This is a genomic window from Rhodoferax sp. GW821-FHT07F03 (genome assembly GCF_059418745.1).
This window is the reverse complement of sequence record NZ_JBWKQM010000017.1, coordinates 87,882-101,341: the sequence shown is the minus strand read 5'-3', so window position 1 is coordinate 101,341 and position 13,460 is coordinate 87,882. Positions and strand designations below refer to the sequence as shown.

Sequence of the window (13,460 nt, the reverse complement as noted above, 5' to 3'; positions counted from 1 at the left end):
CATTGAGGTCTACGTGCGTGACGTGAGAAATCTAACCCTAGTCCTCTGCAACGTGGCCCGAGCGGCAGAAGCTGAAGGAATCCTTACCCAGGTCAAGGATGATTGCACCGAACGAGGACGACTTGGAATGCTGAGGAGAATTCGTGAGCAGCTTGCGCTCTAACTCCAACGTCAAACAGCCCCTCTGTTTAACCAGGGTCCCAGCACCCAACCGCAGCTTCAGCGCCTAATTAACACCCCAGCCCCGGGAAACCCCCAATACCCTAAAAACCTCCCGTCGCCTAAAGTTGTATGACAACATGATCAGTAGACAAATATAATTTGCCCACTGGCTTTCTACAACCAGGAGACCGTTCCATGACTTCCGCCACCCTATCCGCCGTCCCCGAGGACGTCGAAACACGCGTCTATCGCAAAGTGTTTTGGCGCATCGTGCCCTTTTTGATGCTGTGCTACGTGGTGGCCTACCTGGACCGGGTGAACGTGGGCTTTGCCAAGCTGCAGATGGGGCAGGACCTGGGCTTCAGCGAAACCGTGTTTGGCCTGGGCGCGGGCGTGTTCTTCATTGGCTACTTTTTGTTCGAGCTACCCAGCAACCTGCTGATGCACAAGATCGGCGCGCGCATCTGGATTGCCCGCATCATGATCACCTGGGGCCTGATGTCGGCGGCCTTCATTTTTGTGAAGACGCCCACGCAGTTCTATGTGATGCGCTTTCTGCTGGGCCTGGCCGAAGCCGGCTTCTACCCCGGCGTCATCCTGTACCTGACCTACTGGTTCCCGGCGCACCGGCGCGGCAAGATCGTGGCGGTGTTCATGTCGGCCATTCCCGTGGCCGGCATCTTCGGCAACCCGTTGTCGGGCTGGATCATGGACAGCTTCCACGATGTGTACGGCATGAACGGCTGGCAATGGATGTTCATCATCGAAGCCCTGCCCGCCCTGCTGGTGGGTGTGGCCGTGATCCTGGTGCTGGACAACAGTATCAGCAAAGCCAAATGGTTGAACGACGAGGAAAAGCGTTTTCTGTCCAGCGAAATCGCCGCCGACGCCAAGCACACGCTGCAAGGCCCGCACTCGGTGTCGGCCGTGTTCAAAGACAGCCGCGTGTGGTGGATGTGCCTGATCTACTTTTCGTTCGTAATGGGCCAGTACGCGCTGACCTTCTGGCTGCCCACCCTGGTCAAGTCCACCGGCATTACCGGCAACCTGAATATTGGCCTGCTCAGCGCCATTCCCTTCATCTGCGCCATCATCGCCATGAACCTGTTTGGCCGCAGCGCCGACGCCAAGCGTGAACGCCGCTGGCACTTGATTATTCCGGCCCTGATGGGCGCCATCGGCTTCACAGTGGCTGCCTCGTACACGCAGAACACCGTGGTGGCGATCGCCTTCCTGTCGCTGGCAGCGGCCGGCACGCTGACCTGCGCACCGTTGTTCTGGTCGCTGCCCACGGCGTTTTTGTCGGGCACCGGCGCGGCGGCAGGCATTGCGGTGATCAACTCGGTGGGCAACCTGGCGGGCTTCGTCAGCCCCTACCTGATCGGCTACCTGAAGGACCTGACCCACAGCACCCAGATCGGCATGTATGTGCTGGCCGGCATGATGGTAGTGGGCGCCATCGCCGTGTGGCGTACGCCGGCCCATCTGGTTAATCGATAAGTCTTTTCACATCCCTCTGGAGAAATCATGCAACAAAATATTGGCGTTATTGGCCTGGGCGCCATGGGGCGCGGCATGGCCAGCTCGCTGCGCCGCGCGGGCTATAAGGTGCACGTCTGCGACGTGCGGGTGAAGGCGGCGCAGGCCTTTGCCGCCGAGGGTGGCGTGGCCTGTGCCAACCCGGCCGAAGTCGCTGCGCACTGCGAGGTCGTGGTCAGCGTGGTGGTCAACGCCGCGCAGACCGAGGGCGTGCTGTTTGGCGAAAACGGCGCGGCAGCCGCCATGCGCCCCGGCAGCGCGTTTGTGATGTGCTCCACCGTGGACCCGAACTGGTCCATCTCGCTGGAAAAACGCCTGAACGCCATGGGCCTGCTGTACCTGGACGCGCCCATCTCCGGCGGCGCGGCCAAGGCGGCAACCGGCGACATGACCATGATGACCTCCGGCAGCGCTGCGGCCTACGACAAAGTGGGCGGCGCGCTGGACGCGATGGCGGCCAAGGTCTACAAGCTGGGCGATGCCGCCGGCCCCGGCAGCAAGGTGAAGATCATCAACCAGCTGCTGGCCGGCGTGCACATTGCCGCCGCCGCCGAAGCCATGGCCCTGGGCCTGCGCGAAGGCGTGGCGGCCGATGCGCTGTACGAGGTGATCACCCACAGCGCGGGCAATAGCTGGATGTTTGAAAACCGCATGGCCCATGTACTCAAGGGCGACTACACGCCGCTGTCGGCCGTAGATATTTTTGTGAAAGACCTGGGCCTGGTGCTGGACACGGCGCGGGCCAGCAAATTCCCGCTGCCCTTGTCGGCTACGGCGCACCAGATGTTCATGCAGGCCTCCACCGCCGGCCATGGGCGCGAGGATGATTCGGCGGTGATCAAAATCTTCCCGGGCATCACCCTGCCCGAAGCGCCATGAAGATTCTCATCACCGGTGGCTGCGGCTTCGTGGGTGCGCGCCTGGCGCGGGCGTTGCTGGCACATGACAACTTCGCGCTGGCTGGTGCCCTGCACCGCCCCATCACCCAGCTGGTGCTGGCCGACCGCATGCCGCCGCCGGCGGACCTGGCCGCCGACCCGCGCGTGCGCTTTGTCAGTGGCGACCTGCAGGCGCAGCTGGCCAGCGGGCAAGTGCTGACCGCAGACACAGCCCTGGTCTACCACCTGGCCGCCGCCGTCAGCGGTGAATGCGAGGCCGATCTGGACCTGGGCCTGCACAGCAATGTGGACACCACGCTGGCCCTGCTGCAGGCCTGCCGACAGCTGGGCACGGCCCCGGTGTTCGTGTTCTCCAGCTCGGTGGCGGTGTTCGGCAGCACGGTCGAGCAGCCCCTGCCTGCCGTGGTGGAGGACCACACCCTGCCTACGCCGCAGAACAGCTACGGCATCCAGAAATTCATCGGCGAGCAACTGGTGGCCGACTTCAGCCGGCGCGGCCTGGTGCAGGGCCGCAATGTGCGGCTGATGACCGTGGCCGTGCGCCCCGGCCAGCCGAATGCGGCGGCCTCCAGCTTCCTGAGCGGCATGCTGCGCGAACCGCTGGCCGGCCAGCGCGCCCGCGTGCCAGTGGCCGCCGATACACCGGTGGCCCTGGCATCGCCGGGCCGCACCGTGCAGGGCCTGCTGCGCGCCGCCCAGGCCAGCGCCGTCGCATGGGGCGCACGCACCGCCGTAAACCTGCCTGCACTGACCACCACCGTGGGCGCTATGGCGCAGGCGCTGGAAGACATGGCCGGCCCCGCCGCCACGGCCCTGCTGGACTGGGAGCCCGATGCGCGCATTGCCGCCATCGTGACCGCCTGGCCCAGCCGCGTGCACAGCGCCCGCGCCACTGCGCTGGGCCTGCTGGCCGACGCCAGCTTCAACGACATACTGCGCGAATATGTGCAGGAAAATCCGGGTGCCGTACGGCTCCCGCTTCTGGAGAAACACGCATGACCCGCCCACTGCTCGGTTGCATCGCCGACGACTTCACCGGCGCCACCGACCTGGCCAACAACCTGGTGCGCAACGGCATGCGCACGGTGCAAACCATTGGCGTGCCGCCGGCTGGCGCAGCGCCGGTGCAGGCCGATGCCATCGTGGTGGCGCTGAAGTCGCGCACCATCGCGCCGGCCGATGCCGTCGCCCAGTCGCTGGAAGCCCTGCGCTGGCTGCAGGCCCAGGGCGTGCAACAAATCTACTTCAAATACTGCTCGACCTTTGACTCCACCGCCGAGGGCAATATTGGCCCGGTGACGGACGCCCTGTTGGACGCACTGGACAGCCGCTTCACCATCGCCTGCCCGGCCTTCCCGGAGAACCAGCGCACCATCTTCAAGGGCCATCTGTTCGTGGGCGACCAGCTGCTGTCGGACAGCGGCATGCGCAACCACCCGCTGACGCCAATGACCAACGCCAACCTGGCGCAGGTGCTGCAGCAGCAAACCCAGCGCAAAGTCGGCCTGGTGGCCTATGACGTGGTGGCGCAGGGGCCGGATGCGATCCGAGCCCGCTTTGCCGCACTGCAAGCCGAGGGTGTGCAAATCGCCGTGCTGGACGCCATCTCCAACGCCGACCTGCAGCACATCGGCCCGGCGCTGGCGGGCATGCCGCTGGTCACCGCCGGCTCGGGCATCGCGATTGGCCTGCCGCAGAACTGGCAGATCACCAATGCCGCCGCCGATGGTCTGCCGCCGGCCACCGGCCTGCGCGCCATCGTCTCCGGCAGTTGCTCGGTGGCCACCAATGGCCAGGTGCTGCGCTTTCAACAGGGCGGCCGGCCCAGTTTCGCCATCGATCCGCTGGCCCTGGCGCGCGGCGACGATGTGGTGGCGCAGGCACTGGCATGGGCCAAGCCCTTGCTAGCCGACGGCCCGGTACTGGTCTACGCCACGGCCGAACCCGACGCCGTGAAAGCCGTGCAGGCCCAGCTGGGCGTGGCGGCAGCCGGTACGCTGGTGGAACACGCCCTGGCCGCCATTGCGCGCGGCCTGGTCGATGCCGGCGTGCGCCAGCTGGTGGTGGCCGGCGGCGAAACCTCGGGTGCCGTGGTGCAGGCCCTAGGCGTCACGCAGATGGCCATCGGCCCGCAAATCGCCCCCGGTGTGCCCTGGACATCGGCGCAAAGTGGTGTGCATGTACTGCATCTGGCGCTGAAGTCGGGTAACTTTGGTAGCCCGGACTTTTTCACCCAAGCTTTTGAGCAACTCCATGAATGAACTGCAGCTGCGCGAAGAGATATGCCGCGTCGGCGCCTCGCTGTATGCGCGCGGCTATGTGCATGCCAGTGCAGGCAACATCAGCGTGCGCCTGCCCGACGATGCAGGCTACCTGATCACGCCGACCGACGCCTGCCTGGGCCAGCTGGACCCGGCCACGCTGGCCAGGGTGGACCCGGACGGTGTACAGCGCAGCGGCGCCCGCGCGTCCAAGACCCTGGTGTTGCACCGCGCCATCTACGCCGCCGAGCCGCAGGCGCGCTGCGTGATCCACACCCACAGCACACACCTGGTGGCGCTGACGCTGACCGGCGTGTGGCAGCCGGACGACATCCTGCCGCCCATCACCCCGTACTACGTGATGAAGGTCGGCCATGTGCCGCTGATCCCCTACCACCGGCCCGGCGACCCGGCCGTAGGCGCGCTGGTAGCCCAGCGCATTGCCGCCATGCAACAGCGCGGCACGCCGCTGCGCGCGGTGATGCTGGACCGCCTGGGCCCGAATGTGTGGCACAGCAGCCCGGCCGAAGCCAGCGCTGTGCTGGAAGAGCTGGAAGAAACCGCGCGCCTGTGGCACATGAGCCGGGCCCGCCCCCTAGACGAAGACCAGATCCAGGCGCTGCGCGAGCAGTTTGGCGCCGCCTGGTAGTTCGCGTAGATATTTGAAAGAAACCCAATGCCCCAATTTGCCGCCAACCTCACCATGCTCTACCAGGAGCACGGTTTTCTGGACCGCTTCGGCGCCGCCGCTGCGGACGGCTTCAAAGCCGTGGAATACCTGTTCCCCTACGCCTTCACGGCCAGCGATATCGCTGCACAGCTCCAACAGCACGGCTTGCAACAGGTGCTGTTCAACGCCCCGCCGGGCGACTGGGACGCGGGCGAGCGCGGCATTGCCTGCCTGCCGGGCCGGGAAGCAGAATTCCGCCAGGGCTTTGCACAGGCAATGGACTACGCCCAGACGCTGGCCTGCCCGCGCATCCACGTGATGGCAGGCCTGCTGCCCGAGGGCCACACGCGTGACAGCCTGCGCGAGGTGTACCAGGCCAACCTAGCCTGGGCCGCAGCGCAGGCCGCTACGGCCGGGCTGGACGTGCTGATCGAGCCCATCAACACCCGCGACATGCCGGGCTTTTACCTGAACCACCAGGCCCAGGCGCATGCCATCGTGGCAGCCGTGGGCGCGCCCAACCTGAAGGTGCAGATGGACCTGTACCACTGCCAGATCATGGAAGGCGACCTGGCCATGAAGCTTCGCCAGTACCTACCGACCGGCCAGGTCGGCCACATCCAGATCGCCGGCGTGCCTGAGCGGCATGAACCGGACGTGGGCGAAATCAACCACGACTACCTTTTCGCCCTGTTGGACCAGCTGGGTTATGCGGGCCATGTGGGCTGCGAGTACCGGGCGCAGCGGGGGGCGGTGCCGGGCGGTACAACGGCCGGGCTGGGCTGGCTGCAGCGCCACAAGTAAATGCGCCAACTGCTATTACATCAATAGCATCCTGCGCACACTATATATGCGCCAGAGGTCTAAAAGCCCCTAGCGTTACAGGCGATCAATTCTTGCCGAACTTGGCCTTGGCGGCGCTGATGCAGCTGGTCTTGGCATCGCCGGCCAGCACGTCGCACTTCTGTGCCGCGACGTCGTAATCGGCATCGTGCTTTTCAGCCGTTGCATCGGCCTTGGCGTCGCCGACTTTCTCGTTGGTACGCGCATCCGCCTTGGCCTTGACTTCGATGGCCTTGGCTTCCTTCACGCAGACCGATTTGTCGTTGCCGGCCTTGTCGTCGCACTTCTCCTTGGCGACGGCATAGTCGGTTTCGGCCTTGGTTTCCAGCGCGCTGGTACGGTCAGACAGCTTGCCGGTGTAGCTGTACTTCATATCCGCCAGGGCCACCTTGTACTTGGCCTTGGCTTCTTCCTGGCAGATGTCCTTGGCATTGCCCGCCAGCGAATCGCATGCGGCCTTGGCGGTCTTGTACTCGGCGCCCACGCGGGCCTTGCCGCTGGCGTATTCGTCCTTGCTGATGTTCGCCGCCTGGGCCAGAGGCAAGGCCAGCAGAGCGGCAACGGCGAGTGAAGCTTTGAGATTGAAAAGTGAATGCATGGAAGTCCTCCGTGAACAGGCAAAAGTGCTACGGTCAGTGTGACTCCCTACCGGTCATGCATACAGCGGACTGGGTGTCGAATGCATGTAGTAGATGTCCTACTGCCTAGCGCTCCATTTGCTACGTTATTCATAGCTTCTCACGCATATAACATCTGCGCTAGCGGCCTATGGGGCTTATAGGCCTTTGCAGTTTTTCACTGGCGGTACATACGTAGCGCGGAGCTGCAGGCCTAGCATCGGCGGCTGAATCCACAGCCTGAAAGCGTATTGATGCAGCCCTTTGCCCCGGCCTCCCATCCCTCTTCCATGCGCCCGCGCCGCACCTGGCTCAGTCTGCCCTTGCTAGGCCTGCTGGCGGTGCAAAGCAGCTGGGCGCAAGCCCCCGGCGGCATGGGCGGCGGCCGGCCCTCCGGGGGCCGCGAACCGGACAGCAGCAAATGCGCCGCCAGCGCGGCCGAGCCCGCAGGCAGCATGCTGATCAAGCTGTACGCCGAGGAAAGGCTGCGCACCCTGCCGGAAGAGCTGGCGCTGGTGCCGGCCCAGCTGCCGCTGTTTGAGCGCTACGCGCAGGCCTTGCAGCGCCTGATGCTGGACGAGAACAGCTGGGCGGCACGCGCGCCGCTGAATGAGGCCAACCCTCTCGCCACCATTGGCGCGCAGATCGACCGCGCCAACAACCGCAGCGCCGCCTGGGAAGACGTGTTGGACGCCGCCAAGCCGCTGTACGCCCAGCTGAGTACCGCGCAGCAGGCCATTGCCCGCAAGCGCCTGGTGGTGTCGCTGGAGCCCAGCGCCTGGCCTATGCAAAGCGCAATCCGGCCCGGCAGCCCCCGGTCGGGCGACGTACCACCACCCGCACCGTAGACCATATCGCTATTCATTTGATAGCTGCCTGTGCAGATATTGTCTGCGCCACAGGCCTTAAATGCTTGTAAAAATGTAGCCAGGCACAAGACAGGAGCGGCACCCCTGTCACCTGCCGCGCACCAGGGCCAGGCCCAGCGCGGTCAACGCTGCCACCTGCTGGTCACTGGTCTGGGGCTCGACCACCAGGCCGGTGGCTTCGCTGCAGGCGGCAATCACATACGGAGAGGCCGCGTGCAGCTTCTCGGCCGAGGCCAGCACCCAGGTCTCGGCCGCCTGGGCCATCAGTGCGCGCTTCACATGGGCTTCTTCCATGTCGCCGGTGCTCAGGCCGGCCGTGGCGCTGATGCCGGTCACGCCCATGAAATACAGGTCGGCGCGCACCTGGCGGATCGCCTCGATGGCTGCCGCGCCCACCGCCACCACCGAGTGCTTGAACAGGTGGCCGCCAATCAGTTGCACGTCCACCAGCGGGTGCTCCACCAGGGCCAGGGCAATGGTCGGGCTGTGCGTGACCACCGTGGCCCGCAGCGTGGGCGGCAGGCGCTGCGCCAGTTGTTGGCAGGTAGTGCCACCGTCGATGAACACCACCTGGCCGGGCTGAACCATGGCCGCCGCCGCCTTGGCGATGGCCTGCTTGCCCGGCATCTGCAGCTGGCTGCGCGCGGCGAAATTGCCCACTGCGGGCGATGCCGGCAAGGCGCCGCCGTGCACGCGCTGCAGCAGGCCTTGGGCCGCCAGGGCCCGCAGATCGCGGCGTATGGTGTCTTCCGACAAGGCGAGGCTGGCGCTGAGGTCGGCGGCGACGATGCGGCCGTCGCGGCGCAGGGTGTCCAGGATGAGTTGTTTGCGTTGCTGGGTCAGCATGGATGGTCAATCTGCATGAAGTTGCATGTTTTGCACGATTCTGCACGATTTGCTAGACTGCTGGCAAATCTATCCCCTGGAGCCCGCATGCAAGCCTTGGAAAACCTGCCAAACCTGCCAAACCTACGTATCGTCGACGAAAAAGTCCTGTCCAACGACTGGTACGTGCTGAAGAAAACCAGCTTCGAGCTGCGCCGGCGTGACGGCAGCTGGCAACGCCAGAGCCGCGAGACCTACGACCGGGGCAACGGCGCCACCATCCTGCTGTACAACCCGGCGCAGGGCACGGTGGTGCTGACGCGGCAGTTCCGCTTCCCTACCTATGTGAATGGCAATGCCGACGGCATGCTGATCGAGACCTGCGCCGGCCTGCTGGACCAGGACGACCCCGCCACCTGCATACGCCGCGAGACGGAGGAGGAAACCGGCTTCCGCATCCAGCAGGTGCGCAAGGTGTTCGAAGCCTATATGAGCCCCGGCTCGGTCACGGAAAAGGTGTTTTTCTTCGTCGGCGAATACAGCGCGGCAGACAAGGTGTCCGACGGCGGAGGGGAACACCACGAAGGCGAAGACATCCAGGTGCTGGAGCTGCCCCTGGCGGAGGCCGTGCAGATGGTGGCCGATGGCCGTATCTGCGACGGCAAGACCATCCTGCTGCTGCAGTACGCGCAGCTGCAGGGTTTGGTGAATGGCCCGATTTAAGCGCGCGGCTCGCCCTGGCGGTTCACCGTGATGGTGGGGCCGGGCTGGGTCGTCATCTGCACGCGGTGCTCCTGGCCCCGGAAGTTGTAGCTCACGTCCCAGTAGGCGGGGCGGGCCGAGGCCGGCACGCTGCTGCAGCGCTGCACATCTTGCGTCTGCGGGGCGCCATAGCCGCCACCCACGCCATACCCTACCGCCGCACCGGCCACGGCGCCACCGGCGGTGGCAATGTCCTTGCCCCGGCCGCCGCCCACCTGGTGGCCCAGCACGCCGCCGATCAGTGCGCCCACCAAGGCGCCGGGGATATTCGCCCCGCCGCCCTGGTCCACCTGCTGGCGCTCGGTCCAGCAGCGCTGCTGCGGGGTGCCCATGATGGCGCGCACCGAAGTCACAGGAACCTGGAACAGACGCTCGTTGTCACGGCGGCGGTTGTCGTAAGCGGGCTGGGGTACGGGGGCATAACGGTAGTCACCGGTGCGCTCATTGCCGCGCAGGGGCCGCTCGGAGGAGATGCGGTCGTTCAGACCCATGGCCGCCAGCGAAGGGTATTGGCCGGGCAACAAGACCACGCAGCGGCCGCCATAACCCGCGTCCTCGCACACTTCGCGGCGCTCGCCCAGCACCACCACCGACGAGGCCCGGTCATTGAAACCCAGGCTGCGGAAGTCGTCCACCGGCTGTTCCACGGTAAAGGCCCGGCCCTGGAAGCCCTCGTGTTCGTAAAAAGTCACCTGGGCGGCGACATGGCCGGCCACCACCAGGGTCGCCAGGGTAAAACCAGTTTTGAAAAATGTGTGCATGCTTGCCTCTTTAGATGGAAGATGTGCGGATGGGAATCCGCCACTCCTCCAGTTTCCTGCAATCCAGATGGCCGAACCAGCAGACGGCAGCTTGGCCGGAGGTAGTAGAAATCCTACAAACAGATAACAGCTCTGACCGCTGCGTAGGAAAGGTCTTACAAGTAGCTGCGCGTATGCCCGATGGTGGCACCAACTGGGCGAAAGGCATACTTCAGCCACACTTTTTGCATACCATCGACTGTGAGCTGTGGACACCACTTCGCCACCTATGCGCTCTTACAGAGCCACGGCGCAGATTCTGGAGCCAAAGAAAGTAATGCCATCGCCATGCCACCGCTCAAAACCTATATCGTCGAAGACAGCCCTGTCATACGGGAAAGCCTGATCGCCACGCTGGAGGAGCTCGTCCCCGTGCAGGTCATAGGCACGGCAGAAGACGAAAGCACGGCGGTACAGTGGCTGAGCGATGCCAGCCACGAGGTCGACCTGGTGATCGTGGATATTTTTCTGAAATCAGGCTCAGGCCTGGGAGTGTTGCGAGCCTTGCATACACCCAGGCTACACCACAAGCTGGTAGTACTGAGCAACTACGCCACGCAGGACATGCGGCGCAAATGCCTGGACCTGGGTGCCGACCGGGTGTTTGACAAATCCAACGATATTGACGCGCTGATCACCTACTGCGACCACCTAGCCAGTGGTGGCACTGTCCCTGGCGTGCTGGCATGAACCCGCGCAAGCGGCTTACTGGATCAGGCCGTTCTTTAGAGCGTAATAGGTCAGGTCGCTGTTCGACTCCAGCTGCATCTTTTCCATCACCCGGGTACGGTAGGTGCTGACAGTCTTCACGCTGAGTGACATGCTGACAGCCATATTACCAATGGTTTCACCCTTGGCCAGGCGCAAAAACACCTGCAACTCACGCTCGGACAATTGCTCATGCAAGGGCTTGTCGGCGTCGCCACCCAGGCCGTCGGCCAGGCGCTCGGCCACGGCAGCGGTAATGTACTTGCGGCCACGGTGCACGGTGCGTATGGCCTTCACGATCTCTTCGGGGTCGCAGTCCTTGTTCAGGTATCCGCTGGCGCCCTGGCGCAACAGGGTGGTGGCGTAATGCGCTTCGGCAAAACCACTGAGTATGAGCACCGGCAGATCCGGCTCGCGGGCCTTGATGGCGACCAGGGCGTCCACACCGCTGTGGTCGGGCATGGAAATATCCATCACGATCACATCGACATCTCCCCTGCGAACAATGTCCAGCGCCTCGCGGCCATTGGTCGCCTCAGCTACAACGGCGAAGTCGATCTGGTCCGCGAAAAACTGGCGCAGTCCAGCACGCACCATGGCGTGGTCATCAACAATAGCAATTCGGATCATGGTATGGGGCAGTACTTTCTGCTGCATGATCCCACATTTTCGACAAAAGGATGGAGATGAGATTCCTCACAGTAGTCAAACGCAACCGCATCGTGTTTGCGCTGGCTTGCTCCGTGGCCCTGTCCATGGTGTTGATCAGTGAGGGTTCCTACTTCCAGTCAGTGGACCGCCTGGACACGCTGACAACCATGTCGCTGGCACGGACAAACATCCAGATCCTGTCTCAAAGCCTGGTGGATGCAGAAACCGGGCAACGCGGCTACCTGTTGACAGGGCGCAAGGAGTACCTGGCGCCTTACAACAGCGCACTAAAGAAAATCAAAACCTCGTTTGATTTCCTGGACCAGTATTACCGCGACAACGCTACGCCCGAGGCGCTGATGGCCCAGCTGCATGCGGTCTCGGAAACCAAGCTGTCCGAGCTGTCGTTGACCATGCATCTGTATGAGACCGACAAGCTGGAATCGGTCAAAGAGGTGATGCTGAGCGGCATTGGCAAAGAGCAGATGGATGCATTCCGCCTGCTCTGCGCAAAGCTGCAAGACTACGAGCTGAACAACATCACGCAAAGCCGTAAAAGCATCTACACCACGCTGATGTTCAACCGTCTGGGGGTGGCCGCGCTGACGCTGCTCAGCCTGGGGGCCCTGTTCATGTACCTGCGCCAGATCTTCCTATTCAGCCGACAGCAGCAAGAGTTGCGGCGCATGGTGCAGGTAGAGCGCGACCGGCTGGAGGTCGAAGTGGTGCAGCGCACAGCGCAACTCACCGAGCTGACCCACCACTTGCAAAGTGCCCGTGAAGACGAGCGCAACCGGCTGGCGCGCAATCTGCACGACGACCTGGGCTCGCTGCTGACCTCGGCCAAGCTGGATGCAGCCCGTATCAAGTCGCGCATCAGCGTCACCTCGCCAGAAGCACTGGACCTGCTGGCCCACCTGGTATCCACCATCAACAGCTGCATCTCACTGGGCCGGCGCATCATCGAAGACCTGCGCCCGTCTGCCCTGAGCAACTTGGGCCTGGTGGCCACTCTGGACATTCTGACCAAGGAGTTTGCCGAGCACTCCGACGTGGCGGTGCACTGCACGCTGGATGCCGTGCAACTGACCAAGTCCGCCGAGCTGGTGGTCTACCGCTTGGTGCAGGAGGCCATCACCAACATCACCAAATACGCCAACGCCAAGAACATCTGGATCTCCCTCACCGCCTGGCAAGGCCGGGTAGAGATTTCGGTACGCGACGATGGCGTGGGCTTCGACACCAGCATCAAACCCATCTCCGCCTACGGACTGATGGGCATGCGCTTCCGGGTGGAGGCCGAAGGCGGCGTGCTGACGCTGAGCTCCGCCCCGGGCCTGGGCACGCGCATCCACGTCACGCTGCCCGAGTCGAAAGTCCTGGCGACTTAGAACCCGCTCAAGGCACAACAGCTTTCAGTCCAGGAACCCGTGGAACCGGCTTTGCCCGGCCTCCAGGTTCGCCCTCTGCAAGAGGAATGCAAAAACGCGCAGCGTGCGGCCTGGGGGGGGAGCCCCCACCCTGTCAGCAACGTCCTACGCGGGCAACCGCCCTCTCCCGACATGGCTGCGGCAACGCCGCCTATGGGCCGCAAACGCCCCCAGGTTCACACTCAAGGCATCGCAACGTGACAGGCTGCGACAACCTTGAAACCCGGGGCCTTAACACCCCATTGCCAGGAACCAAGCCATGTTGCATTACGCCGTTGTCTTCTTTGTTATTGCCTTGATTGCAGCCCTGTTCGGCTTCACCGGCATCGCTGCCAGTGCCGTGGGCATTGCCAAGATTTTGTTCGTCGTCTTTGCCGTCATGGCAGTCGCCAGCTTCTTGTTCAGCCTGATCAAGTCGGGCTAA

Annotated in this window: 15 protein-coding genes; 11 read left to right on the top strand and 4 right to left on the bottom strand. The window is 63.9% G+C overall.

Annotated features, from left to right (window positions below; translation table 11 throughout):
* Positions 1-357 precede the first annotated feature (357 nt).
* The 6 genes from AC07R0_RS23280 to otnI are packed head-to-tail and all read left to right on the top strand — an operon-like array spanning position 358 to position 6,335.
* Positions 358-1,662 carry an MFS transporter gene (locus tag AC07R0_RS23280; protein WP_495106653.1) on the top strand — a complete coding sequence of 435 codons (1,305 nt, stop codon included), beginning with the start codon at positions 358-360 and terminating at the stop codon, positions 1,660-1,662.
* 27 nt (positions 1,663-1,689) lie between these two features.
* On the top strand, positions 1,690-2,580 hold the full coding sequence (gene ltnD / locus AC07R0_RS23275) for an L-threonate dehydrogenase (protein WP_495106652.1): 891 nt from the start codon (positions 1,690-1,692) through the stop codon (positions 2,578-2,580).
* Positions 2,577-3,599 (top strand): D-erythronate dehydrogenase, encoded by a 1,023-nt coding sequence (denD, locus tag AC07R0_RS23270; protein WP_495106651.1) that lies wholly within the window; start codon positions 2,577-2,579, stop codon positions 3,597-3,599. The genes ltnD and denD overlap by 4 nt, the downstream gene beginning before the upstream one ends.
* A complete protein-coding gene (otnK, locus tag AC07R0_RS23265; RefSeq protein WP_495106650.1) occupies positions 3,596-4,861 on the top strand; it encodes a 3-oxo-tetronate kinase in 1,266 nt (421 codons plus the stop codon). The genes denD and otnK overlap by 4 nt, the downstream gene beginning before the upstream one ends.
* Positions 4,854-5,510, top strand: coding sequence for a class II aldolase/adducin family protein (locus tag AC07R0_RS23260; RefSeq protein WP_495106649.1), 657 nt, complete (start codon positions 4,854-4,856; stop codon positions 5,508-5,510). Before otnK ends, AC07R0_RS23260 begins: the two co-directional genes overlap by 8 nt.
* A gap of 27 nt (positions 5,511-5,537) precedes the next feature.
* Complete coding sequence (gene otnI, locus AC07R0_RS23255) at positions 5,538-6,335, top strand: 2-oxo-tetronate isomerase (RefSeq protein ID WP_495106648.1); 798 nt, start codon at positions 5,538-5,540, stop codon at positions 6,333-6,335.
* Positions 6,336-6,420: 85 nt separating this feature from the next.
* Here otnI and AC07R0_RS23250 read toward each other — a convergent pair whose 3' ends face one another.
* Complete coding sequence (locus AC07R0_RS23250; protein WP_495098665.1) at positions 6,421-6,972, bottom strand: hypothetical protein; 552 nt, start codon at positions 6,970-6,972, stop codon at positions 6,421-6,423.
* 273 nt (positions 6,973-7,245) lie between these two features.
* Between AC07R0_RS23250 and AC07R0_RS23245 the strand changes: the two genes are divergently transcribed.
* Positions 7,246-7,839, top strand: coding sequence for a hypothetical protein (locus AC07R0_RS23245; RefSeq protein ID WP_495106647.1), 594 nt, complete (start codon positions 7,246-7,248; stop codon positions 7,837-7,839).
* 108 nt (positions 7,840-7,947) lie between these two features.
* Here AC07R0_RS23245 and AC07R0_RS23240 read toward each other — a convergent pair whose 3' ends face one another.
* Positions 7,948-8,706 (bottom strand): DeoR/GlpR family DNA-binding transcription regulator, encoded by a 759-nt coding sequence (locus tag AC07R0_RS23240; protein ID WP_495106646.1) that lies wholly within the window; start codon positions 8,704-8,706, stop codon positions 7,948-7,950.
* An 87-nt stretch (positions 8,707-8,793) separates the two neighbouring features.
* Between AC07R0_RS23240 and nudK the strand changes: the two genes are divergently transcribed.
* Positions 8,794-9,408: a GDP-mannose pyrophosphatase NudK gene (gene nudK / locus AC07R0_RS23235; RefSeq protein ID WP_495106645.1), complete on the top strand. Its 615-nt coding sequence runs from the start codon at positions 8,794-8,796 to the stop codon at positions 9,406-9,408.
* Here nudK and AC07R0_RS23230 read toward each other — a convergent pair.
* Positions 9,405-10,208, bottom strand: a complete 804-nt coding sequence (locus tag AC07R0_RS23230; RefSeq protein ID WP_495098661.1) for a beta/gamma crystallin-related protein — start codon at positions 10,206-10,208, stop codon at positions 9,405-9,407. The genes nudK and AC07R0_RS23230 overlap by 4 nt on opposite strands.
* 327 nt (positions 10,209-10,535) lie before the next feature.
* On the opposite strand from AC07R0_RS23230, the gene AC07R0_RS23225 reads away from it, so the two are divergent.
* The gene (locus AC07R0_RS23225) at positions 10,536-10,937 is read left to right on the top strand and encodes a response regulator transcription factor (protein ID WP_495098660.1); all 402 of its coding nucleotides are present in this window, start codon (positions 10,536-10,538) and stop codon (positions 10,935-10,937) included.
* 15 nt (positions 10,938-10,952) lie between these two features.
* On the opposite strand, the gene AC07R0_RS23220 is transcribed toward AC07R0_RS23225, so the two are convergent.
* Complete coding sequence (locus AC07R0_RS23220) at positions 10,953-11,585, bottom strand: response regulator (protein WP_495098659.1); 633 nt, start codon at positions 11,583-11,585, stop codon at positions 10,953-10,955.
* Positions 11,586-11,641: 56 nt separating this feature from the next.
* Here AC07R0_RS23220 and AC07R0_RS23215 point away from each other — a divergent pair, with 56 nt between their 5' ends.
* Complete coding sequence (locus AC07R0_RS23215; protein WP_495106644.1) at positions 11,642-12,997, top strand: CHASE3 domain-containing protein; 1,356 nt, start codon at positions 11,642-11,644, stop codon at positions 12,995-12,997.
* A gap of 298 nt (positions 12,998-13,295) precedes the next feature.
* Entirely contained in the window at positions 13,296-13,460 is a 165-nt protein-coding gene (locus AC07R0_RS23210; protein WP_490591492.1) for a DUF1328 domain-containing protein, read from the top strand.

Bases quoted from the DNA above. Each gene is read 5' to 3' on its own strand.
- denD (WP_495106651.1), top strand. From the start codon at position 2,577: ATGAAGATTCTCATCACCGGTGGCTGCGGCTTCGTGGGTGCGCGCCTG.
- AC07R0_RS23225 (WP_495098660.1), top strand. From the start codon at position 10,536: ATGCCACCGCTCAAAACCTATATCGTCGAAGACAGCCCTGTCATACGG.
- AC07R0_RS23220 (WP_495098659.1), bottom strand. From the start codon at position 11,585: ATGATCCGAATTGCTATTGTTGATGACCACGCCATGGTGCGTGCTGGA.
- AC07R0_RS23230 (WP_495098661.1), bottom strand. From the start codon at position 10,208: ATGCACACATTTTTCAAAACTGGTTTTACCCTGGCGACCCTGGTGGTG.
- AC07R0_RS23240 (WP_495106646.1), bottom strand. From the start codon at position 8,706: ATGCTGACCCAGCAACGCAAACAACTCATCCTGGACACCCTGCGCCGC.
- AC07R0_RS23215 (WP_495106644.1), top strand. From the start codon at position 11,642: ATGAGATTCCTCACAGTAGTCAAACGCAACCGCATCGTGTTTGCGCTG.
- AC07R0_RS23260 (WP_495106649.1), top strand. From the start codon at position 4,854: ATGAATGAACTGCAGCTGCGCGAAGAGATATGCCGCGTCGGCGCCTCG.
- ltnD (WP_495106652.1), top strand. From the start codon at position 1,690: ATGCAACAAAATATTGGCGTTATTGGCCTGGGCGCCATGGGGCGCGGC.
- otnK (WP_495106650.1), top strand. From the start codon at position 3,596: ATGACCCGCCCACTGCTCGGTTGCATCGCCGACGACTTCACCGGCGCC.
- AC07R0_RS23245 (WP_495106647.1), top strand. From the start codon at position 7,246: ATGCAGCCCTTTGCCCCGGCCTCCCATCCCTCTTCCATGCGCCCGCGC.
- otnI (WP_495106648.1), top strand. From the start codon at position 5,538: ATGCCCCAATTTGCCGCCAACCTCACCATGCTCTACCAGGAGCACGGT.
- nudK (WP_495106645.1), top strand. From the start codon at position 8,794: ATGCAAGCCTTGGAAAACCTGCCAAACCTGCCAAACCTACGTATCGTC.
- AC07R0_RS23280 (WP_495106653.1), top strand. From the start codon at position 358: ATGACTTCCGCCACCCTATCCGCCGTCCCCGAGGACGTCGAAACACGC.
- AC07R0_RS23210 (WP_490591492.1), top strand. From the start codon at position 13,296: ATGTTGCATTACGCCGTTGTCTTCTTTGTTATTGCCTTGATTGCAGCC.
- AC07R0_RS23250 (WP_495098665.1), bottom strand. From the start codon at position 6,972: ATGCATTCACTTTTCAATCTCAAAGCTTCACTCGCCGTTGCCGCTCTG.